We start from the raw sequence: 20,557 nt of genomic DNA, 5'->3' as shown, positions 1-20,557 counted from the left end.
GCCAGGCCATGTTTGCACAACAACCTCGTTCCGCGCCCGCGCCTTTCTATGAAAAGGTGAAGCAGGCGATTAGCGAAAAAATCTACCGCGGCGAGTGGCGTCCGCACGACCGAATTCCCTCGGAGGCTGAACTGGTTGCCCAGTTCGGCTTCAGCCGGATGACCATCAACCGCGCGCTGCGCGAGCTGACGGATGAAGGCCTGCTGGTCAGGCTGCAGGGGGTCGGGACCTTCGTCGCCGAGCCGAAAGGGCAGTCGGCGCTGTTTGAAGTGCGCAGCATTGCCGATGAAATTGTCTCTCGTCGCCATCAGCACCGCTGTGAAGTGCTGCTGCTGGAGGAGACCGAAGCCGATCTCATTCAGGCGGAGGCGCTCACCGTCGCCGAAGGCACGCGTATCTTTCATTCACGGATGGTGCATTTCGAAAACGAGGTTCCGGTACAAATCGAAGATCGCTGCGTGAATGCTGCGGTGGTGCCGGATTACTTGTTACAGGATTACACCACTACCACGCCGCATGATTATCTGTCGCTGATCGCGCCATTAACCGAAGGCGAACATATTGTCGAGGCGGTGCAGGCGACGTCAGAGGAGTGCGCGTTGCTGCGCATTCTGCCGCACGATCCCTGCCTGCTCATTCGCCGTCGCACCTGGTCGAAGACGCATATCGTCTCACACGCTCGCCTGCTGTTCCCCGGCGCGCGCTACCGTCTGCAGGGCCATTTCAGCTCGTAATTTTCCCTGGCGTCAGCAAAACGTGATTGCTGACGCAATATAACAAAATTGTATCATTTCTGTTAAATCCTGGCTTGCGCAGAGTTGTATAGACAAGTATATGTATCTACGTACACAACGTTAATTGTCAGGAGAAACCCCGATGTCGCAAAGCAAATATCGCCAGCTGGACGTCCGTGCCCCGAGAGGCACGACGCTGACCGCCAGGAGCTGGTTGACCGAAGCGCCGCTGCGTATGTTAATGAACAACCTCGATCCCGATGTCGCTGAAAACCCGCATGAGCTGGTGGTCTATGGCGGTATTGGTCGCGCTGCGCGCAACTGGGAATGCTATGACGCTATCGTGAAGGCGCTGAAAAACCTGGAAAGCGACGAGACTCTGCTGGTGCAGTCCGGCAAACCGGTCGGCGTCTTTAAAACGCATGAAAACTCGCCGCGCGTGCTGATCGCTAACTCCAACCTGGTTCCGCACTGGGCCACCTGGGAACACTTCAACGAACTGGATGCCAAAGGGCTGGCGATGTACGGCCAGATGACCGCCGGCAGCTGGATCTACATCGGTAGCCAGGGCATCGTGCAGGGCACCTACGAAACCTTCGTCGAAGCCGGTCGCCAGCACTATCAGGGCAGCCTGAAAGGCCGTTGGGTATTAACCGCCGGTCTGGGCGGCATGGGTGGCGCGCAGCCGCTGGCCGCGACGCTGGCAGGCGCCTGCTCGCTGAACATCGAATGTCAGCAGAGCCGCATCGATTTCCGTCTGCGTACCCGCTACGTGGATGAACAGGCCACTTCTCTGGATGACGCCCTGGCGCGCATCAAAAAATACACCGCCGAAGGCCGCGCCATCTCCATCGCGCTGTGCGGCAACGCTGCGGATATCGTGCCAGAGCTGGTGAAACGCGGCGTGCGCCCGGATATGGTTACCGATCAGACCAGCGCCCACGACCCGCTGCATGGCTATCTGCCGAAAGGCTGGAGCTGGGAGGAGTATCAGCAGAAAGCCGAATCCGATCCGCAGGGCACCATTCTGGCGGCGAAACGCTCAATGGCCGACCACGTGCAGGCGATGCTGGCCTTCCACGAGATGGGGGTGCCGACCTTCGACTACGGCAACAACATCCGTCAGATGGCGCAGGAAGTGGGCGTCAGCAATGCCTTCGATTTCCCGGGCTTCGTGCCGGCGTATATCCGCCCGCTGTTCTGCCGGGGTATCGGCCCGTTCCGTTGGGTAGCGCTGTCCGGCGATCCGCAGGATATCTACAAAACCGACGCGAAAGTGAAAGAGATCATTAAAGATGATCAGCACCTGCACCACTGGCTGGATATGGCGCGCGAGCGCATCAGCTTCCAGGGACTGCCGGCGCGTATCTGCTGGGTAGGTCTGGAGTGGCGTCAGAAGCTCGGTCTGGCGTTTAACGAAATGGTGCGCAGCGGCGAAGTCTCCGCGCCGATCGTGATTGGCCGCGATCACCTTGATTCCGGCTCCGTCGCCAGCCCGAACCGCGAAACCGAAGCCATGCGCGACGGCTCAGATGCGGTATCCGACTGGCCGCTGCTGAACGCCTTGCTTAACACCGCCAGCGGCGCGACCTGGGTGTCGCTGCACCACGGCGGCGGCGTAGGTATGGGCTTCTCGCAGCACTCCGGGATGGTTATCGTCTGTGACGGTACCGATGAAGCGGCGGCGCGTATCGCTCGCGTCCTGCGCAACGACCCGGCGACCGGCGTGATGCGTCATGCCGATGCGGGTTACGATATTGCTATTGAATGCGCAGCAGAACAGGGTCTGAATCTTCCGATGGTGGCAGCAACGCAGGGGAACGCTAAATGAAATCGTTAACGCTCATTCCGGGGAAACTGAGCCTGTCGCAGCTCCGCGAGGTTTACAGCCACCCGCTGAACATTACCCTCGACAGCAGCGCGTTTGCCGCCATTGATGAGAGCGTGGCCTGCGTCAACGCCATCCTTGCCGAAGGGCGTACCGCCTACGGTATCAACACCGGTTTTGGCCTGCTGGCGCAAACCCGTATCTCGACGGACGATCTGGAGAACCTGCAGCGTTCGCTGGTGCTGTCCCATGCGGCGGGCGTTGGCGAGCCGCTGGACGACGACCTGGCGCGCCTGATTATGGTGCTGAAGATTAACAGCCTGTCTCGCGGTTTCTCCGGGATCCGCCTGAGCGTGATCCAGGCGCTGATTGGCCTGGTGAATGCCGGCGTGACGCCGTGGATCCCGGCGAAAGGTTCCGTCGGCGCCTCCGGTGACCTCGCACCGCTGGCGCATATGTCGCTGACCCTGCTGGGCGAAGGCAAAGCGCGGGTACGCGGCGGCGAATGGCTGCCGGCCACCGACGCGCTGCGTCAGGCGGGGCTGGAACCGATTACCCTGGCGGCGAAAGAGGGATTGGCGCTGCTGAACGGCACCCAGGCCTCGACGGCTTTTGCGCTGCGCGGTCTGTTCGAAGCCGAAGATCTGTTCGCCTCCGCGGTCGTCTGCGGGGCGTTAACCACCGAAGCGGCGCTGGGTTCGCGTCGTCCGTTCGATGCGCGTATTCACGAGGTGCGCGGCCAGCGCGGGCAGATTGATGCGGCGGCACTGTATCGCCACCTGTTGACCGATGACAGCGCGATCTCGCGGTCGCATCATAATTGCACCAAGGTTCAGGATCCGTACTCACTGCGCTGCCAGCCGCAAGTGATGGGCGCCTGCCTGACGCAGATCCGCCAGGCGGCGGAAGTACTGTTAGCCGAAGCGAATGCGGTCTCCGATAACCCGCTGGTCTTTGCCGCCGAAAATGACGTCATCTCCGGCGGTAACTTCCACGCCGAACCGGTGGCGATGGCGGCGGATAATATCGCGCTGGCGATCGCCGAAATCGGCTCGCTCTCCGAGCGTCGTATCGCGCTGATGATGGACAGCCATATGTCGCAGCTGCCGCCGTTCCTCGTGAAAAATGGCGGCGTCAACTCCGGGTTTATGATTGCCCAGGTCACAGCGGCGGCTTTGGCCAGTGAAAACAAAGCGCTGTCACACCCGCATAGCGTTGACAGCCTGCCGACGTCCGCCAACCAGGAAGACCACGTCTCGATGGCGCCGGCTGCCGGTCGTCGCCTGTGGGCGATGGCGGAAAACACCCGCGGGGTGCTGGCCGTTGAGTGGCTGGCGGCGGCGCAGGGCCTGGATATGCGCGAAGGGCTGACTACCAGTCCGCTGCTGGAAGAGGCGCGTCATCTGCTGCGCGAACGCGTGCCGCACTATACGCAGGATCGCTTCTTCGCCCCTGATATTGAAAATGCCATTGCACTTTTGGCTGCACGTCACCTGACGCGTCTGCTGCCTGCCGTACTGCATTAATCACCGTTGTTCTCTGTACCCGCGTCGGGGGAAGTCATTCCCCCGGCCGACCTACATCGCATATTTGTCGTCATATAAAAAAATCAGGACACCTGTATATGCAACAACAACACAAACCGCATCTGCTGCGCGGGCTGAATGCCCGACACATTCGTTTTATTGCGCTCGGTTCCGCTATCGGCACCGGGCTATTCTATGGTTCGGCCTCCGCCATTAAGGCGGCGGGTCCGGCGGTGCTGCTGGCCTACCTGATTGGCGGCGCGGCGGTCTTTATGGTGATGCGCGCGCTGGGTGAAATGGCGGTGCGCAATCCGGTTTCCGGCTCCTTTGGCAGCTATGCTCGCCAGTATCTCGGGCCGCTGGCCGGATTTATTACCGGCTGGACCTACACCTTTGAAATGGTGATCGTGGCGCTGGCCGACGTCACCGCGTTCGGTATCTATATGGGACTGTGGTATCCCGATGTGCCGCGCTGGATCTGGATCCTCAGCATCATCTTCTTTATTGGCGCGATGAACCTGTGCAACGTGCGGGTGTTTGGCGAGATGGAGTTCTGGCTGTCGCTGATTAAAGTGGTGGCGATTATCGCCATGATGGCGGCGGGCGCGGGGATCATCTTCTTTGGCTTTGGCCATAGTTTCCCGGCTACCGGGCTGGAAAATTTGTGGAGCCACGGCGGCTTTGCGCCACATGGCTGGCAGGGGATCATCGCCTCGCTTGGCATCGTGATGTTCGCTTTCGGCGGCGTGGAAATTATCGGCGTCACGGCGGCGGAAGCGCAGAACCCGAAGAAGGTCATCCCGCAGGCCATCAACACCATTCCGCTGCGTATTATTCTGTTTTACGTCTGCACCCTGGCGGTGCTGATGGCGATCTTCCCGTGGAATAGTTTTGGCGAGCAGGGCAGTCCGTTTGTGCTGATCTTCGATGGCCTCGGGATCCCGGCGGCGGCGACCGTGCTGAATATCATCGTGATTAGCGCCAGTATCTCGGCGATTAACAGCGATATTTTTGGCGCCGGGCGCATGATGTACGGCATGTCGAAAGAGGGGCTTGCGCCGAAGTGCTTCCAGCGGATTGCCAGCAACGGCGTACCCTGGATGACGGTGGTGGTGATGGGCGTGGCGCTGCTGGTGGCGGTGGTGCTTAACTATCTGATGCCGGAGCAAGTCTTTGTGCTGATTGCCTCGCTGGCGGCGTTCGCCACCGTCTGGGTGTGGCTGATGATCCTGCTCTCTCATTTCTCGATGCGCCGCGGTTTGTCGGCCGAAGAGCGCAGTAAGATCGAATTCCCGATCCCCTTCTGGCCGGTTGGTCCGCTGTTGACGCTGCTGTTTATGGGGCTGGTGATCGCCGTGCTGGGAATGGTGGAAGAGACGCGCGTGGCGCTGTTAGCCGGGTTGGTCTGGTTGGGGCTGCTGACGGTGGTGTGGTACGCGCGGGTGCGTAAAACCGCGCTGCAGGTGGCCACGGAACAGTAAGGTCAATCTCCCCGGTGGCGCTGCGCTTACCGGGGCTACGTTTGGACCGTAGATACTGTTATCGGTTTGCAACGGTTTTGGTCGGGGAAAACATGTGCTTTGTGTTAATTCCGACACATTGCGCTCCCAATATTTCTTCTGCGTTATGTCCCTCATGGCGCAGGGAGCGCACAGGGGGCGGCCAGTCGCCGCCGCCCCCTGTACCCCCGGGCTCCGGCCAGCAACATCGCCACTTCGTGGTGCCTTCGACTTATCCCTGCAGGCTTCGGGTCGGGCCGAGGCAGCGTCCTTGCAAAACACGGCCCTCAGCCCGCATCCATGCGGGCTGCCCCTGCCTTCCGGGAACGTCTCAGCGATGTTGAGGCCGCCAGCATCGGCAGTTTCAGCAAGCATGGTGAATAAATTAAAGGCAGGCCGCACGAATCCCAGGTCGGGTAAGCGCAGCGCCACCCGACAATATACCGGCACCGTGGGTTGCCCGGATAAGGCGCAAGCCGCTATCCGGGGGGATAATTAACTGAACAGGGCGGTGATGGAAGCGCTGGCGAGGGAATGGAAATGGACGTTAAAGCCGACCATCGCGCCGCTGGCCTCGGCATCGACATCAATCTTATCGATATCCAGGGCGTGGACGGTAAAAATGTAGCGGTGGGTTTCACCCTTCGGCGGTGCCGCGCCGCCGTAGCCTGCCTTACCAAAATCGGTGCGGGTCTGAACGGCCTCTTCCGGTAGCTCCGCCTGACCGGAAGAGGCACCCTGCGGTAGCACCCGAGTATCGGCAGGCAGGTTGACTACCACCCAGTGCCACCAGCCGGAGCCGGTCGGTGCATCCGGGTCGTAGCAGGTGACGACAAAGCTTTTGGTGCCCGCGGGCACATCATCCCACATCAGGTGCGGCGAAATATTGTCGCCATCATAGCCCATGCCGTTGAAGACGTGACGATTAGGCAGCTTGCCGCCGTCCTGGAGATCGTGACTGATCAATTTCATGCTTCATCCTCATTGATAATGTGCAGATTAACAAAGAAGTGTAGCCTTCCCGGCGGCGCAAATCCGCTGTTTATTCGCTAAAAAATGTTTCGTCCTGCACGGCCAGGTTGACCGCACGGGTCAGGCGGGTCAGCTGTTTGGGCGTGATGATGTACGGGGGCATCAGATAAATCAGGCGGCCAAACGGGCGGATCCACACCCCTTGTTCGACGAAAAAACGCTGCAGGGCGGCCATATTTACCGGACGCCGGGTTTCAACCACGCCAATCGCGCCCAGCACGCGCACATCGGCGACCAGCGCAGATCCCCGCGCCGAAGCCAGCTCGGCCTGTAGTTGGGCTTCAATCGCCGCCACCTGCTGTTGCCACTCGCCGCTCTCCAGCAGGCGCAGGCTTTCGCTTGCCACCGCGCAGGCCAGCGGATTGCCCATAAAGGTGGGGCCGTGCATAAAGCAGCCGGCTTCGCCATTGCTGATGGTTTCAGCTACCGTTCGGGTGGTGATGGCGGCGGAAAGGGTCATGGTACCGCCGGTCAGCGCCTTACCCAGACAAAGAATATCGGCGGAGATACCGGCATGCTCGCAGGCGAACAGTTTGCCGGTACGGCCAAAGCCGGTGGCAATCTCATCGGCGATCAGCAAAATCCCTTCCCGGTCGCACATTTTACGCACCCGCCTCAGCCACTCCGGATGGTACATCCGCATTCCGCCGGCGCCCTGGACGATCGGTTCGAGGATCACCGCGGCGATGTCGTGGCGATGCGCGGCCATCAGGCGGGCAAACGGCACCATATCCAGCTCATCCCACTCGCCGTCGAAGCGGCTTTGCGGCGCGGGAGCAAACAGGTTATCCGGCAGGTAGCCCTGCCACAGGCTGTGCATTGAATTCTGCGGATCGCAGACCGACATCGCGCCGAACGTGTCGCCATGATAGCCGTTGCGGAAGGTCAGGAAACGACGACGCGGCTGGCCTTTGGCCTGCCAGTACTGCAGCGCCATTTTCATCGCCACCTCTACCGCCACCGAACCGGAATCGGCGAGGAAAACGCACTCCAGCGATTCCGGGGTCATCGCCACCAGTTGGCGGCACAGCGCCACCGCCGACGGATGGGTGATCCCGCCGAACATCACGTGCGACATCTGATCGATCTGCGCTTTCATCGCCGCATTGAGGCGCGGGTGATTGTAGCCGTGGATCGCCGCCCACCAGGAGGACATGCCGTCAATCAGCTGTTCGCCGCCGGCGAGGGACAGCTCGCACCCGTGGGCGGAAACCACCGGGTAGACCGGCAGGGGGGAAGTCATAGAGGTGTAGGGGTGCCAGATGTGGCGCCGATCGAAGGCGAGATCGTCCAGTGTCATAAGCGACTTGTAAACCATTTTGAAAACATTTAGGTTTACGAGTATAAACCGAACCGCAAATTAACAAAACCTTTTGGAGAGGCTAATGGCTCACCACGCACGCTGGACAATGTCGCAAGTTACTGAGTTATTTAATAAATCACTCATCGATCTGTTATTCGAAGCGCAGCAAATCCACCGCCAGCATTTTGACCCGCGTCAGGTGCAGGTCAGTACGTTGCTGTCGATTAAAACCGGCGCTTGTCCGGAAGACTGTAAATATTGCCCGCAAAGCGCACGCTACAAAACCGGTCTTGAATCCGAGCGCCTGATGGAGGTCGAGCAGGTGCTGGAGTCGGCACGTCAGGCGAAAAACGCCGGCTCCACCCGCTTCTGCATGGGCGCGGCGTGGAAGAACCCCAATGACCGCGATATGCCCTATCTGGAGCAGATGGTGAAAGGCGTCAAGGCGCTGGGGCTGGAGTCCTGTATGACGCTCGGTACCCTGACCGCCAGCCAGGCGCAGCGCCTGGCCGGCGCGGGGCTTGATTACTACAACCATAACCTCGACACCTCGCCGGAATTTTACGGCAACATCATCACCACCCGTACCTATCAGGAGCGTCTGGATACGCTGGATAAAGTGCGCGATGCCGGGATCAAAGTCTGCTCCGGCGGCATCGTCGGGCTGGGAGAGACCGTAAAAGATCGCGCCGGGCTGCTGCTGCAGCTGGCTAATCTGCCGACGCCGCCGGAGAGTGTGCCGATCAACATGCTGGTGAAAGTTAAAGGCACGCCGCTGGCGGATAACGACGATGTCGACGCTTTCGATTTCATCCGTACCATCGCCATCGCACGCATCATGATGCCCACCTCTTACGTGCGTCTCTCCGCCGGCCGCGAACAGATGAACGAGCAGACCCAGGCGATGTGCTTTATGGCCGGGGCGAACTCGATTTTCTACGGCTGCAAGCTGCTCACCACGCCGAACCCGGAAGAGGACAAAGACCTGCAACTGTTCCGCAAGCTGGGGATCAACCCGCAGCAGACGGCTGTACTGGAGGGCGATAATGAGCAGCAGCAGCGCCTGGAGCAGGCCTTACTCACCCCCGACACTGAGGAATATTACAACGCGGCGGCGCTATGACCTGGCAGCAACGAATCGAGCGGGCGCTGGACGAGCGGCGGCAGACGGATGCGTTTCGCCGCCGCCTGCCGGTAAGCCACGGCGCCGGACGCTGGCTGGAGCGCGAAGGGGAGCGCTGGCTCAACTTCTCCAGCAATGATTACCTGGGCCTGAGCCAGCATGCCGGCATTATCGCCGCCTGGCAGCAGGGGGCGGAACGTTATGGCGTCGGCTCCGGCGGATCGGGCCACGTAAGCGGCTATAGTGAGGCCCACCGCGCGCTGGAAGAGGAACTTGCCGACTGGCTCGGTTACCCGCGCGCGCTACTGTTTATCTCCGGCTTTGCCGCCAATCAGGCGCTGGTTGCCGCGCTGGCGGAAAAAGAGGATCGGATTGTCGCCGACCGCCTGAGCCACGCCTCCCTGCTGGAAGCGGCGAGCCTCAGCCCGGCCCAGCTGCGGCGCTTTGCCCACAACGATCCGCAGCAGCTCGCGCAACTGCTGGCGAAACCGCTGGACGGTCTGCAGTTAGTGGTGACTGAAGGCATTTTCAGTATGGACGGCGACAGCGCGCCGCTGGCGGCCATTCATGCCGCAGCGCAGACCGCCGGGGCGGTATTGCTGGCGGATGACGCCCACGGCATCGGCGTGGTTGGTGAGGAAGGGCGTGGAAGCTGCGCCGCGCAGGGGGTGCGCCCGGAGCTGCTGGTGGTCACCTTCGGTAAGGCGTTTGGGGTGAGCGGCGCGGCGGTACTGTGCAGCGAATCGATGGCCGATTATCTGCTGCAGTTTGCCCGTCATCTGATCTACAGCACCGCCATGCCGCCCGCCCAGGCGGTGGCGCTGAGCGCGGCGCTGCGGGTCATTCGTAGCGATGAGGGCCAGCAGCGGCGGGAAACCCTGGCCGCCCGCATCCGTCAGTTCCGTGCAGGGATGGGCGATGTGTCGCTGGGGCTGACCGATTCCGTCAGCGCGATCCAGCCGCTGATCGTCGGCGATAACGCGCGAGCGCTGAGCCTGGCCTGCCGTCTGCGCGAGGCCGGCTGCTGGGCGACGGCGATCCGACCACCGACGGTGCCGGTCGGCAGCGCTCGCCTGCGTCTGACCCTGACCGCCGCTCATCAGGCTGAGGACATTAACCGTTTACTGGAGGCGCTGCATGGTCACGGTGAATAAGCAGGCGGTGGCCGCGGCGTTTGGCCGGGCGGCCAGCGGCTATACGCAACATGATGAACTGCAGCGGCGCAGCGCCGATCTGCTGCTGCGCCAGCTGGCGCGCCGCGATTTTGCTCAGGTGCTGGATGCTGGCTGCGGCCCCGGCAGCATGAGCCGCTACTGGCGTGAGGCGGGCAGCGTGGTGACCGCGCTGGATCTCTCCGCCGGCATGCTGGCCCAGGCGCAGCGCCACGACGCCGCGCAGCATTATCTGCAGGGCGATATCGAAGCGCTGCCGCTGCCGGATGGCTGCGTCGATCTGGCATGGAGCAACCTGGCGGTGCAGTGGTGCGACGATCTGCGCGCGGCGATCGGCGAGCTGTGCCGGGTGGTGCGGCCCGGCGGGCGGGTGGCGTTTACCACGCTGCTGGCCGGATCGCTGCCGGAGCTCAATCAGGCGTGGCAGGCTATCGACGACCGGCCACATGCCAACCGTTTTCTCAGCGAACCGGCGGTAAGGGCCGCACTGAGCGGCCTGCGCGCCGAAGGCGTCGTTCATCAGATTAGCCTGCCGTTCGCCGATGCGCTGAGCGCTATGCGCTCCCTGAAGGGCATCGGCGCTACCCATTTGCACCAGGGGAGGGCATCCGCCCCGCTTGGCCGCGGCAAACTGCGCGAACTGCAGCTGGCCTGGCCGCAACAGCAGGGTATCTGCCCGCTGACGTATTATCTTTTTACAGGAGTCATTGAACGTGACTAAACGTTTTTTCGTCACCGGAACCGATACTGAAGTCGGGAAAACGGTCGCCAGCAGCGCACTGCTGCAGGCGGCGAACCAGTTGGGTTTTAACACCGCCGGCTATAAACCGGTGGCTTCCGGTAGCGACCTGACCGCACAAGGGTTACGCAATGAAGATGCGCTGGCCCTGCAGCGTAATAGCCGGGTGGCGCTGAGCTATGAACAGGTCAACCCTTATACTTTTGCCGAACCGACCTCGCCGCATATTATTAGCGCCGATGAGGGGCGACCGATTGCCGCGACGACGCTTTCCAGCGGCTTACGCGAACTGGAGCGCCTGGCTGACTGGGTACTGGTGGAAGGGGCCGGCGGCTGGTTTACGCCGCTCTCGGACACCCTGACCTTCGCCGACTGGGCGCAGCAGGAGCAGCTGCCGGTGATTCTGGTGGTGGGGGTCAAGCTCGGCTGTATCAACCATGCGATGCTTACCGCCCAGGCGGTGCGCCAGGCGGGGCTGCCGCTGGCGGGCTGGATCGCCAATGACGTGCAGCCGCCGGGCAAGCGCCATGGCGAATATCTGGCGACGCTGAAAAACCGGTTGGCCGTGCCGTTTCTTGGCGAAATACCGTGGCTTGTCGATATCGCGCAGCGCGACGATCTCGGCCAGTATCTGGATCTCAGCGCGCTGGATCTGGCGTCATCCACTGCGCCAGCAGCGGTTCATCCAGCGCCATAATATCGCCCTCGGCGACATTACGCCCCCGGTGAAGGACACAGAACCGATCCGCCACCCGGCGGATAAAGGGCAGGTGCTGCTCGGCGAGCAGCACCGTCAGACCGATATCGCGATTTAACCGCAGCAGCAATTCCGCCAGCTTTTGCAGGCAGCGCGGCCCTGCGCCGCGTGAGGGTTCGTCAAGGATCAGCAGTCGTGGCTGGACGATCAGCGCCCTGGCCAGCGCCAGCTGGTACTGATCGTCGGCGCTTAGCGAAGCGCCTTTGCGCTGCCGTAGCGCATAGAGTTCGGGAAAATGGTCATAAATTTCGCCGCCGCTGGCGTTAGCCCCGGGTTTCCCGGCCGCCAGGGCAATATGCAGGTTCTCTTCCACGCTGAGCTGGGAAAAGATGCGTTTATCCTGCGGCACGTAGCCGATGCCGATGGCGCTGCGCGACTGAGCGGACAGGGGGGTGAGATCGCACGGCGGGGCGCCAATGTCATGCCAGGTCATCCGACCGCTGGCCACCGGCAGATGGCCGGCAATGCAGTTGACCAGGGTGGTTTTTCCCATTCCCTCGCGTCCCAGTACGCCAATGCACTCTCCCGGGCGTAGTTCAAGATCGACATTCCACAGCGAGTGCTGATTACCGTAAAAATGATTTACTGCCTGTAAATTCAACATGGACGTTTTCTCCTTATCCTGGCGTCAGGGCGACAGAAAGATGCTGCAAAACTCTTGCCAGGAAAAAGAACGCTCGGAAAAAACCGCGAAACGCCGACACCATCGGGCATAGTCAGCGCGGGCGCTGCACTTTTCCGGTGCCCGACGCTAAAGGGTGGTGCAAAAAGCAGCAAAAATCGAGCGGCTTTAAACGGATAGTTATCAAAAATAGTTCGATAAAAATTTTTCGCCGCACGGTTTACAGCGAAAGTCGATTTGCGCCGGGCGGCGGCGGTCTTGGGCTGCAGACAGTTATCCACTATTCCTGTGGATAACCTTGTGCATTAGAGTTAGAAAACCTGCGGTAAGCTAGAGCGTACGCGGCCTGCGGCTGAATTGGCGCGAAAGGCGTCTTTTCGTTAAAGCACTTAAATATCAGCGTGTTATATAAAATCAATGGGTGTAAGAAAAGCGTCATCTACTGCCATAAAACTTTCACCCGTCCGCTTGACAAATGTTAAAAGGTAAAAATTTCTGGGGATAACCCTGCCGGCCGGAGGATTATTCCACCCGGCGCGCGTTTTATGCGCACCATGGCGCCGAAATAAGCCGTTTACTGACGCTATCATAGTAATGTACTGTTTAAATATCCAGTATAATTTGTTGGCAAAAAATGGCCCGGAGGGTAGAATTAAACACCGGCCGCTAAATCCATCTTCAGGTTTTGATCAATGAGTAAATCGTTTGTTCTGCATTCCGCCTTTCGCCCCTCCGGAGACCAACCGGAAGCCATCCGCCGCCTGGAAGAGGGGCTGGAGGATGGGCTCGCGCATCAAACGCTGCTGGGGGTCACCGGCTCCGGTAAAACCTTCACCATCGCCAACGTGATTGCCGACCTGCAGCGGCCGACGATGGTGCTGGCGCCAAACAAAACCCTGGCGGCCCAGCTCTATGGCGAGATGAAAGAGTTTTTCCCGGAGAATGCCGTCGAGTATTTCGTCTCCTACTACGATTACTATCAGCCGGAAGCCTACGTCCCCAGCTCAGATACCTTCATTGAGAAGGACGCCTCGGTAAACGAACATATCGAGCAGATGCGCTTGTCGGCGACCAAAGCGCTGCTCGAGCGGCGCGACGTGGTGGTAGTGGCGTCAGTCTCGGCTATCTACGGCCTCGGCGACCCGGACCTGTACCTGAAGATGATGCTGCACCTGACGGTCGGGATGCTGATTGACCAGCGCGCTATCCTGCGCCGTCTGGCCGAACTGCAGTATACCCGCAACGATCAGGCCTTCCAGCGCGGCACCTTTCGCGTGCGCGGCGAGGTGATCGACGTCTTCCCGGCGGAATCCGACGATATCGCGCTGCGCATTGAGCTGTTTGATGAAGAGGTCGAGCGCCTGTCGCTGTTCGACCCGCTCACCGGCCACGTGGAATCGACGGTGCCGCGCTACACCATTTATCCCAAGACCCACTACGTGACGCCGCGGGAACGCATCGTCCAGGCGATGGAAGAGATCAAGCTGGAGCTGGCGGAGCGGCGCAAGGTTCTGCTGGCCAACAACAAGCTTCTGGAAGAGCAGCGCTTAACCCAGCGTACCCAGTTCGACCTCGAAATGATGAACGAGCTGGGCTACTGCTCGGGCATTGAAAACTACTCGCGCTTCCTTTCCGGTCGCGGGCCCGGCGAGCCGCCGCCCACTCTGTTTGACTATCTGCCGGCAGACGGTCTGCTGGTGATAGACGAATCCCACGTTACGGTGCCGCAGATCGGCGGTATGTACCGGGGCGACCGGGCGCGCAAAGAGACGCTGGTGGAGTACGGTTTCCGCCTGCCGTCGGCGCTGGATAACCGGCCGATGAAGTTTGAAGAATTTGAAGCGCTGGCCCCGCAAACCATCTACGTCTCGGCAACCCCCGGCGCCTACGAGCTGGATAAATCCGGCGGCGAAGTGGTGGATCAGGTGGTGCGGCCGACCGGTCTGCTTGACCCGATCATCGAAGTGCGGCCGGTAGCCACCCAGGTAGACGATCTGTTGTCAGAGATCCGCCTGCGCACGGCCATCAACGAGCGCGTGCTGGTGACCACCCTCACTAAGCGGATGGCGGAGGATTTAACCGAGTATCTTGAGGAGCACGGCGAGCGGGTGCGCTATCTGCACTCGGATATCGACACCGTCGAGCGCATGGAGATTATCCGCGACCTGCGCCTTGGCGAGTTTGACGTGCTGGTAGGGATCAACCTGCTGCGTGAGGGGCTGGATATGCCGGAGGTGTCGCTGGTGGCGATCCTGGATGCCGATAAAGAGGGCTTCCTGCGCTCCGAACGCTCGCTTATCCAGACCATCGGCCGCGCGGCGCGAAACATCAACGGCAAGGCCATCCTTTACGGCGATAAGATCACCCCTTCCATGGCCAAAGCCATTGGCGAGACCGAGCGTCGACGGGAGAAACAGCAGCGTTATAACGAAGAGCATGGCATCGTACCGCAGGGCCTCAACAAGAAAGTGGTGGATATCCTGCAGTTGGGCCAGGGCCTGGCGAAAACTAAAGCCAAAGGGCGCGGTAAAGCGAAGGCCGTTGAGCCTGCCGGGCTTAGCGCCGTGGAGATGACGCCAAAAGCGCTGCAGCAGAAGATCCACGAGCTGGAAGGGCAGATGATGCAGCACGCCCAGAACCTCGAGTTCGAAGAGGCGGCGCAAATTCGCGACCAGTTGCATCAGCTGCGCGAGCTGTTTATCGCCGCCTCCTGAGTCCCGGCGCATACTGCCGGAGTGGGCGTGTGGGGCGTAGTGAAGGCGGGACGCTTCTCTCATTGTCCCGCTACCAGATAGCAAACCTTTGAGAAGAAAAAAGGCCGCATTGCGGCCTTCTTAATGTTTGCTTAATCTCGCCAGGCGACACTAACCTCCCCATGATGAGGATAGCGCCCATGCAAAAAATCAACTTCCGTGAATATCTGGCGGTCGCCACCGCCCTGGTTATTATTGTTGCCTTTTTCCATCAGTGGGTACTGACGTTCTGACCCGCGCGCCGCGGGAATAACACCCACGCGCGGACGCCGGGCCCCGGCTGGCGGTTGTGCAGGAAGAACTGGGCGTCATGCAGCTGAGCAATGCGCGTGACGATGCTCAGTCCGAGGCCTATGCCGCCGTAGCGACTGTCCATGCGCACAAACGCTTTACTGAGTTCGCCGCTTTTCGCCTCATCAATCCCTGGGCCTTCATCTTCCACCGCCATCACCGGCATCAGGCCCGCTTTCACCGACACGCGGATAGTTGACCCTTCCGGGCTGTAGCGGTGAGCATTCTCCACCAGATTGCGCAGGATCACACGGATTAACGTCGCGTCGCCAGAGACGATGGCCTCGCTTTCGACATCCGTCAGCAGCAGCCGCTGCTGACGCTGCGCCAGCATGGTCTCCAGCTCATCCTGCAGCGGTTTGACCACGTCATCCAGCAGCAGCACCTGCTGATAGCTGCCGGCGGAAAAAGACTGTCCGACGCGCGCCAGCTGCAGCAGCTGCGAAATGCTGGTGGTCATCTGGTCGAGGCGCTGGATCAGCGGGTCGACGCCCACGCCGTGCACTTTCGACAGTAGTTCGAGGTGCAACCGCAGGCCGGCCAGCGGGGTACGTAGCTCATGCGCCACGTCGGCGGTAAACAGCCGCTCACGGTCGAGGGTCAGATTGAGACGGGAAACCAGCTGATTCAGGGCGGTGGTCACCGCCGTGACTTCGGGCACCGATTCGCTGAGCACGATGGGGGTGAGGTTGTCCGGCGTGCGGCTCTCCAGCTCGCTTTGCAGTCGGGAGAGCGGGCGGGTGATCTTGCGCACCGCCAGCATGCTGATATACAGCGCCAGGCCAACGATCAACAGGCTCGGCACCAGCAGGCTGGCGACCGCTTCCCGTACCTCATGCTCCACATGTTTCTGGTTATTGTGGCCTTCGATGGCGCTGGCCACCAGCAGCTGGATCTGCTCTTTGCTCTCATGCCATAGCCAGAAGACGCTGATCAGCTGGCAGACCACCAGGATGGCGCCAATGGTCAGCAGCAGCCGGTGGCGCATGGTCCAGGTTTCGGTTGCAAACAGAGCCATGGTCTATTCCGTGTCGATGTGGTTAGCCAGCATATAGCCAAAACCCCTGACGGTGCGGATCCGCGATTTGCCAATCTTTTCGCGCAGGTTATGAATATGCACCTCAAGGGTATTGGTCGCCGGCTCGTTGTCCCAGCTGTAGATGTCGTTGTAGAGGATTTCACGATGCACCGGGCTACCGGCTTTCATCATCAGCCGCGACAGCAGGGCATACTCTTTTGGCGTCAATTCCAGCGCCGTCTCACCCAGCCATACCAGGCGGCGGGTGACGTTGAGGCGCAGATCGCCGACGCTGATTTCGTTATCGCCCTGGTTATTATGCCGGCGGAGCAGGGCGCGAATGCGCGCATTCAGCTCTTCCAGGGCAAAGGGTTTCACCAGATAGTCATCCGCGCCGGTATCGAGACCGCTAATGCGATCCTCAAGCGTATCGCGGGCGGTGAGGATCAGCACCGGCTGGGTCATCTTCTCCCGCCGCATACGGGTGAGAAAATGCAGACCGTCTTCATCCGGCAGGCCGAGGTCGAGTACGATCAGGCTGTAGTGATTGCTGGCCAACGATAGCGCCGCTTCGTGCGCTGTGGAGACGCCGTCGCATACGTATCCTTCACTTTGCATCGCCAGAATCAACCCCTGCAACAGCAGCGCATCGTCTTCAATGACTAAGATTTTCATCAACCAGCCTCTCTACATGGCGTTAAAATATCATCTGCTGCCTGGTACTCGTGGGTGCTGACGCCGAGCAGGCCGAGCAGGGTGGAGAACAGATTATCTTGTGAATAATCCTTCGTCTTGGCCTGTTGTTGCAAACACTGGCTGGAGACACCGTAACGTTGCTGGTAATCCGGCGACAGCCACAGCAGCATGGGCACGTGTTTTTGCGTATCCGGCGCAATTGAGTACGGCAGACCATGCAAATAGACGCCATCTTCACCCAGCGATTCGCCGTGGTCTGACAAATAAACCAGGCTAGTGGTAAATTTATCCTGTTTGGATTGCAGTAATTTTATCGCTTTATCAACAACATAGTCGACATACAGAATGGTGTTGTCGTAGGTATTGGTCAACTGTTGTTGCGTACAACTTTGGATTTCATTGGTATCGCAGGTCGGGGTGAATTTTTTGAATTCAGCCGGATAGCGGTTGTAATAGGTCGGGCCGTGGCTGCCGATAGTATGCAGTACGATAATGCCATCCTGTTTCAGGTTGTCGATGTAACTGTCCAGATTATGGAACAGGACCTCATCGTAGCACTCGCCGTCGATGCACTGACCGCTGAGGTGCAGATCGGTGACGTTCTGGTGCGGTACACGGTCACAGGCGCCTTTACAGCCACCGTCATTGTCGTTCCACAGCACCTGAACACCGGCGCGCTGCAGAATATCCAGGACGCCTTCCTGATGGTGCGCCAGTTCTTCATCGTAATGCGCGCGCGGCATATTGGAGAACATACAGGGGACGGAAACCGCAGTTGCCGTGCCGCAGGAGGTGGTTTTCGGGAAGTACACCACGTCGTCCTGTTGCAGGCGTGGGTTAGTCTCCCGATCGTAGCCGCCCAGCGAGAAGTTCCCGGCGCGCGAGGTTTCGCCCAGCACCACAATCGTCAGGTTTTTGCGGGGGCCGCTATGCATCACTGGTTTCTGCCTGGCATCTTCGCCAATCTTCACCAGCGGCAGATTGTCCATGCGGTTGTGCGCATACCACGAGTTCAGCGCCACAATGCTGTTGGAGGGACTCAGGGATTTCACCAGTTCTTTGTTGTTACGGAACACCGAGGCGTAATCTTTGTAGAACAGCGCGGCCACCAGAATAATCAGCAGCGCCGAAACGGCGATATTGAGCAGGCGCATCGCCGCGCCGCGCCACCGTGTGGCGGGCTTACGGATTTTCACCCACCAGGCGACGAATACCGCTAAAACCCCCGAGAGGCCGAGGACGGCGATCATTTCGCCGGAGAGCAGAGCAAAGCTCTCCGCCGGAGTGGTGTCGAGGATATTGGTGATCATGCTGCGGTCGATCACTACCCCGAAGTTCCAGATAAAGTACTGCGCCGACGCGCTGAGCAGAATAAACAGGCTGATGACCACCCGATCGAGCTTCAGGAACGAGGCGAGGGTGGTGATGATATTCATCACGCTAATGGCCACGATCGGCATACTGAGGAATACCAGCCAGTTATGCAGGCTGTTTACCGGCAGTAACGGGAAAACCTGGCGATAAAAAGCCAGGTTGAGAAAGATACCGATATAGCAAGCAAAGAGAATCAAATAAGTCGTGCGGCTGAAGAGCGGCCGACGCAGAGGCAATAACGACATAATACCTACCCACAGAAAGAGATAAGCGTATAGTGCCAGCCCTATTTTAAGACAACCTTAAGATTTTAAGGTGCACCGAAGGTTGGCCCTCCGGCGCGCAGCGTCAGCCAGGAAGCTGAATCGCCTTTTCCAGCGCGCCGCGGAGCAGCGCCCGATCATGGCGATAGGGCACGTCACTGGCCTCCAGCGGCGTCTGGATCACCAGCCGGTCGTTGATGCCGCGGATATCGGCTTTTGGCCCGGCGATCACCGCATCCACCACCCGCTTACCCACGTAGTGCTCCATAATCGCAATGCGCTCCGCCAGCGACAGCCTCGCCGCCGGGCTGTGCTCTTTACCCAGATTATCGATAAACACCATCGGCGCCGGGGTGCGGCGCAGCGCCTGGGCCATCTCGTCGAGCAGCAGGATCGGCAGCAGGCTGGTGTAAAAGCTGCCCGGGCCGATGAGGATCAGATCGGCTTCGGCGATCGCTTCCACCGCCTCGCGAGTGGCGGGTACCGGTGGGGTAAGCATCAGCTCCTGCGGTAGGTTGTCGAGCTGATCGATATTCACTTCGCCGTAAACTTCATGGCCTTCATGATCGAGCGCCATCAAATCCACCGGTTGTTCCGACATCGGGATAAGAAACGCGTCTACTTTGAGCAGGTTTCTGATTAAATTGATAGCTTCTAAAGGCCGCACGCTCAGGTGGTCCAGCGCCTTTAACATCAGATTTCCGAGGTTATGCCCGGAAAGTTCGCCATTACCGCTAAAACGATACTCGAACATCGCCGACGCCACGCTGGGCTCGGCAATTAACTGATTGATGCAGTTGCGCATATCGCCCCAGGCAATGCCGCCTTCCGAGCGGCGGATCCGCCCGGTGGAGCCCCCGTTGTCGGTGGTGGTGACAATGCCGGTCAGCCGCGAGCCGAGCGAGGAGAGGGAGGACATCACCCGGCCCAGACCATGCCCGCCGCCGAGCGCGACCACCCGATCGAGGTCAGCGAATGTACGATTGCGCATAGAAATTCCTTATTTCACATAAACGGCCACACACTACCCGATCTACCCCTAAAAGACGATGGGAGGAGCCCGACAAACTGACCGACATCAAGGCAAAAAAATGATTTATGGCTATTCTGTAGCGAAAATGCACGAAGGTAGCGATATATACAATGTTATATAACGAAATCGCAAATGGCGAAACCGTCCGTAACGCGCTACTATCGGCATAACCTGTTAACACTCTAGCCTCTTCGCCTGTGTCAAAAGATATGGCGGTTTGGCCGCGACCCCTCCGGGTGTCGCCAGGGCGTGGGAAGAAATGACCGCGCCTCCCGTATTTGGAAAGGTGTATATGGCCTCACAGCTTACCGATGCATTCGCGCGTAAGTTTTTTTACCTGCGTCTGTCGATTACCGATGTGTGCAACTTCCGTTGCACCTACTGCCTGCCGGACGGCTACAAACCCGGCGCCGTCAATAACAACGGCTTTCTCAGCGTAGACGAAGTGCGCCGCGTCACGCGCGCTTTCTCCGCGCTGGGCACCGAAAAAGTTCGCCTCACCGGTGGGGAACCCTCTCTGCGTCGCGACTTCACCGAAATCATTGCCGCGGTGCGTGAAAACCCGGCGATCCGTCAGATTGCGGTTACCACCAACGGTTACCGCCTGGCGCGCGATGTCGAACGCTGGCGCGATGCCGGGCTGACGGCGATTAACGTCAGCGTTGATAGCCTCGACGCCCGTCAATTTCATGCCATCACCGGCCAGGACAAGTTCCACCAGGTGATGGACGGCATTGATGCTGCTTTCGCCGCGGGCTTTGACAAGGTGAAGGTCAATACCGTGCTGATGCGTG

At 59.8% G+C, this 20,557-nt stretch carries 16 protein-coding genes, 2 pseudogenes and 1 riboswitch; of the genes and pseudogenes, 10 read left to right on the top strand and 8 right to left on the bottom strand.

What is annotated here, in order from left to right; all coding sequences use genetic code 11:
• Positions 1-8 precede the first annotated feature (8 nt).
• From SP68_RS17900 to SP68_RS17885, 4 genes are all read left to right on the top strand, one after another.
• Positions 9-734: a histidine utilization repressor gene (locus SP68_RS17900; RefSeq protein ID WP_008805728.1), complete on the top strand. Its 726-nt coding sequence runs from the start codon at positions 9-11 to the stop codon at positions 732-734.
• A gap of 142 nt (positions 735-876) precedes the next feature.
• The gene (gene hutU, locus SP68_RS28950; protein ID WP_016160521.1) at positions 877-2,565 is read left to right on the top strand and encodes a urocanate hydratase; all 1,689 of its coding nucleotides are present in this window, start codon (positions 877-879) and stop codon (positions 2,563-2,565) included.
• Positions 2,562-4,088 (top strand): histidine ammonia-lyase, encoded by a 1,527-nt coding sequence (hutH, locus tag SP68_RS17890; protein ID WP_008805730.1) that lies wholly within the window; start codon positions 2,562-2,564, stop codon positions 4,086-4,088. The genes hutU and hutH overlap by 4 nt, the downstream gene beginning before the upstream one ends.
• Before the next feature lie 98 nt (positions 4,089-4,186).
• Positions 4,187-5,569, top strand: coding sequence for an amino acid permease (locus SP68_RS17885; RefSeq protein WP_022065242.1), 1,383 nt, complete (start codon positions 4,187-4,189; stop codon positions 5,567-5,569).
• 513 nt (positions 5,570-6,082) lie between these two features.
• On the opposite strand, the gene SP68_RS17880 is transcribed toward SP68_RS17885, so the two are convergent.
• Positions 6,083-6,559, bottom strand: a complete 477-nt coding sequence (locus tag SP68_RS17880) for a kinase inhibitor (RefSeq protein WP_040973969.1) — start codon at positions 6,557-6,559, stop codon at positions 6,083-6,085.
• Positions 6,560-6,629: 70 nt separating this feature from the next.
• On the bottom strand, positions 6,630-7,919 hold the full coding sequence (gene bioA / locus SP68_RS17875; protein ID WP_040976043.1) for an adenosylmethionine--8-amino-7-oxononanoate transaminase: 1,290 nt from the start codon (positions 7,917-7,919) through the stop codon (positions 6,630-6,632).
• A gap of 85 nt (positions 7,920-8,004) precedes the next feature.
• Between bioA and bioB the strand changes: the two genes are divergently transcribed.
• From bioB to bioD, 4 genes are read left to right on the top strand one after another with little or no spacing between them, the layout of a single operon-like run.
• Positions 8,005-9,045, top strand: coding sequence for a biotin synthase BioB (bioB, locus tag SP68_RS17870; protein ID WP_016160524.1), 1,041 nt, complete (start codon positions 8,005-8,007; stop codon positions 9,043-9,045).
• Positions 9,042-10,199 carry an 8-amino-7-oxononanoate synthase gene (gene bioF, locus SP68_RS17865; RefSeq protein ID WP_040973970.1) on the top strand — a complete coding sequence of 386 codons (1,158 nt, stop codon included), beginning with the start codon at positions 9,042-9,044 and terminating at the stop codon, positions 10,197-10,199. The genes bioB and bioF overlap by 4 nt, the downstream gene beginning before the upstream one ends.
• On the top strand, positions 10,183-10,938 hold the full coding sequence (gene bioC, locus SP68_RS17860) for a malonyl-ACP O-methyltransferase BioC (RefSeq protein WP_012542398.1): 756 nt from the start codon (positions 10,183-10,185) through the stop codon (positions 10,936-10,938). Before bioF ends, bioC begins: the two co-directional genes overlap by 17 nt.
• Entirely contained in the window at positions 10,931-11,653 is a 723-nt protein-coding gene (gene bioD, locus SP68_RS17855) for a dethiobiotin synthase (RefSeq protein ID WP_040973971.1), read from the top strand. Before bioC ends, bioD begins: the two co-directional genes overlap by 8 nt.
• On the opposite strand, the gene SP68_RS17850 is transcribed toward bioD, so the two are convergent.
• Both SP68_RS17850 and SP68_RS26785 read right to left on the bottom strand, forming a co-directional pair.
• Positions 11,595-12,317 carry an ABC transporter ATP-binding protein gene (locus SP68_RS17850; RefSeq protein WP_008805739.1) on the bottom strand — a complete coding sequence of 241 codons (723 nt, stop codon included), beginning with the start codon at positions 12,315-12,317 and terminating at the stop codon, positions 11,595-11,597. The two genes, bioD and SP68_RS17850, sit on opposite strands and share 59 nt — an antisense overlap.
• 89 nt (positions 12,318-12,406) lie before the next feature.
• A pseudogene (locus tag SP68_RS26785) lies at positions 12,407-12,616 on the bottom strand (hypothetical protein); the annotation flags it as partial.
• A gap of 411 nt (positions 12,617-13,027) precedes the next feature.
• On the opposite strand from SP68_RS26785, the gene uvrB reads away from it, so the two are divergent.
• Positions 13,028-15,049 (top strand): excinuclease ABC subunit UvrB, encoded by a 2,022-nt coding sequence (uvrB, locus tag SP68_RS17845; RefSeq protein WP_008805740.1) that lies wholly within the window; start codon positions 13,028-13,030, stop codon positions 15,047-15,049.
• Between the two features lie 250 nt (positions 15,050-15,299).
• Here the strand turns inward: uvrB and pmrB are convergent, their stop codons facing one another.
• The 4 genes from pmrB to yvcK form a co-directional block, all read right to left on the bottom strand.
• On the bottom strand, positions 15,300-16,397 hold the full coding sequence (gene pmrB / locus SP68_RS17840) for a two-component system sensor histidine kinase PmrB (protein WP_012542394.1): 1,098 nt from the start codon (positions 16,395-16,397) through the stop codon (positions 15,300-15,302).
• 3 nt (positions 16,398-16,400) lie between these two features.
• Complete coding sequence (pmrA, locus tag SP68_RS17835) at positions 16,401-17,072, bottom strand: two-component system response regulator PmrA (protein ID WP_008805743.1); 672 nt, start codon at positions 17,070-17,072, stop codon at positions 16,401-16,403.
• Positions 17,072-18,712, bottom strand: a complete 1,641-nt coding sequence (gene eptA, locus SP68_RS17830; RefSeq protein WP_012542393.1) for a phosphoethanolamine transferase EptA — start codon at positions 18,710-18,712, stop codon at positions 17,072-17,074. Before eptA ends, pmrA begins: the two co-directional genes overlap by 1 nt.
• Positions 18,713-18,815: 103 nt before the next feature.
• Complete coding sequence (gene yvcK, locus SP68_RS17825; RefSeq protein WP_023297252.1) at positions 18,816-19,721, bottom strand: uridine diphosphate-N-acetylglucosamine-binding protein YvcK; 906 nt, start codon at positions 19,719-19,721, stop codon at positions 18,816-18,818.
• A 208-nt stretch (positions 19,722-19,929) separates the two neighbouring features.
• A riboswitch (molybdenum cofactor riboswitch) is annotated at positions 19,930-20,068 on the top strand.
• Here yvcK and SP68_RS17820 point away from each other — a divergent pair.
• Positions 20,056-20,556, top strand: a pseudogene (locus SP68_RS17820) (radical SAM protein); the annotation flags it as partial. Its footprint overlaps the riboswitch before it by 13 nt.
• Position 20,557 lies beyond the last annotated feature (1 nt).

The sequence above is a fragment of the Klebsiella variicola genome, from assembly GCF_000828055.2.
Classification (GTDB): domain Bacteria; phylum Pseudomonadota; class Gammaproteobacteria; order Enterobacterales; family Enterobacteriaceae; genus Klebsiella; species Klebsiella variicola.
Note: the sequence above shows the minus strand (reverse complement) of the source record. Positions and strands in the feature narration are given on the sequence as shown.

Bases quoted from the DNA above. Each gene is read 5' to 3' on its own strand.
- SP68_RS17900 (WP_008805728.1), top strand. From the start codon at position 9: ATGTTTGCACAACAACCTCGTTCCGCGCCCGCGCCTTTCTATGAAAAG.
- hutU (WP_016160521.1), top strand. From the start codon at position 877: ATGTCGCAAAGCAAATATCGCCAGCTGGACGTCCGTGCCCCGAGAGGC.
- hutH (WP_008805730.1), top strand. From the start codon at position 2,562: ATGAAATCGTTAACGCTCATTCCGGGGAAACTGAGCCTGTCGCAGCTC.
- SP68_RS17885 (WP_022065242.1), top strand. From the start codon at position 4,187: ATGCAACAACAACACAAACCGCATCTGCTGCGCGGGCTGAATGCCCGA.
- SP68_RS17880 (WP_040973969.1), bottom strand. From the start codon at position 6,559: ATGAAATTGATCAGTCACGATCTCCAGGACGGCGGCAAGCTGCCTAAT.
- bioA (WP_040976043.1), bottom strand. From the start codon at position 7,919: ATGACACTGGACGATCTCGCCTTCGATCGGCGCCACATCTGGCACCCC.
- bioB (WP_016160524.1), top strand. From the start codon at position 8,005: ATGGCTCACCACGCACGCTGGACAATGTCGCAAGTTACTGAGTTATTT.
- bioF (WP_040973970.1), top strand. From the start codon at position 9,042: ATGACCTGGCAGCAACGAATCGAGCGGGCGCTGGACGAGCGGCGGCAG.
- bioC (WP_012542398.1), top strand. From the start codon at position 10,183: ATGGTCACGGTGAATAAGCAGGCGGTGGCCGCGGCGTTTGGCCGGGCG.
- SP68_RS17850 (WP_008805739.1), bottom strand. From the start codon at position 12,317: ATGTTGAATTTACAGGCAGTAAATCATTTTTACGGTAATCAGCACTCG.
- uvrB (WP_008805740.1), top strand. From the start codon at position 13,028: ATGAGTAAATCGTTTGTTCTGCATTCCGCCTTTCGCCCCTCCGGAGAC.
- pmrB (WP_012542394.1), bottom strand. From the start codon at position 16,397: ATGGCTCTGTTTGCAACCGAAACCTGGACCATGCGCCACCGGCTGCTG.
- pmrA (WP_008805743.1), bottom strand. From the start codon at position 17,072: ATGAAAATCTTAGTCATTGAAGACGATGCGCTGCTGTTGCAGGGGTTG.
- eptA (WP_012542393.1), bottom strand. From the start codon at position 18,712: ATGTCGTTATTGCCTCTGCGTCGGCCGCTCTTCAGCCGCACGACTTAT.
- yvcK (WP_023297252.1), bottom strand. From the start codon at position 19,721: ATGCGCAATCGTACATTCGCTGACCTCGATCGGGTGGTCGCGCTCGGC.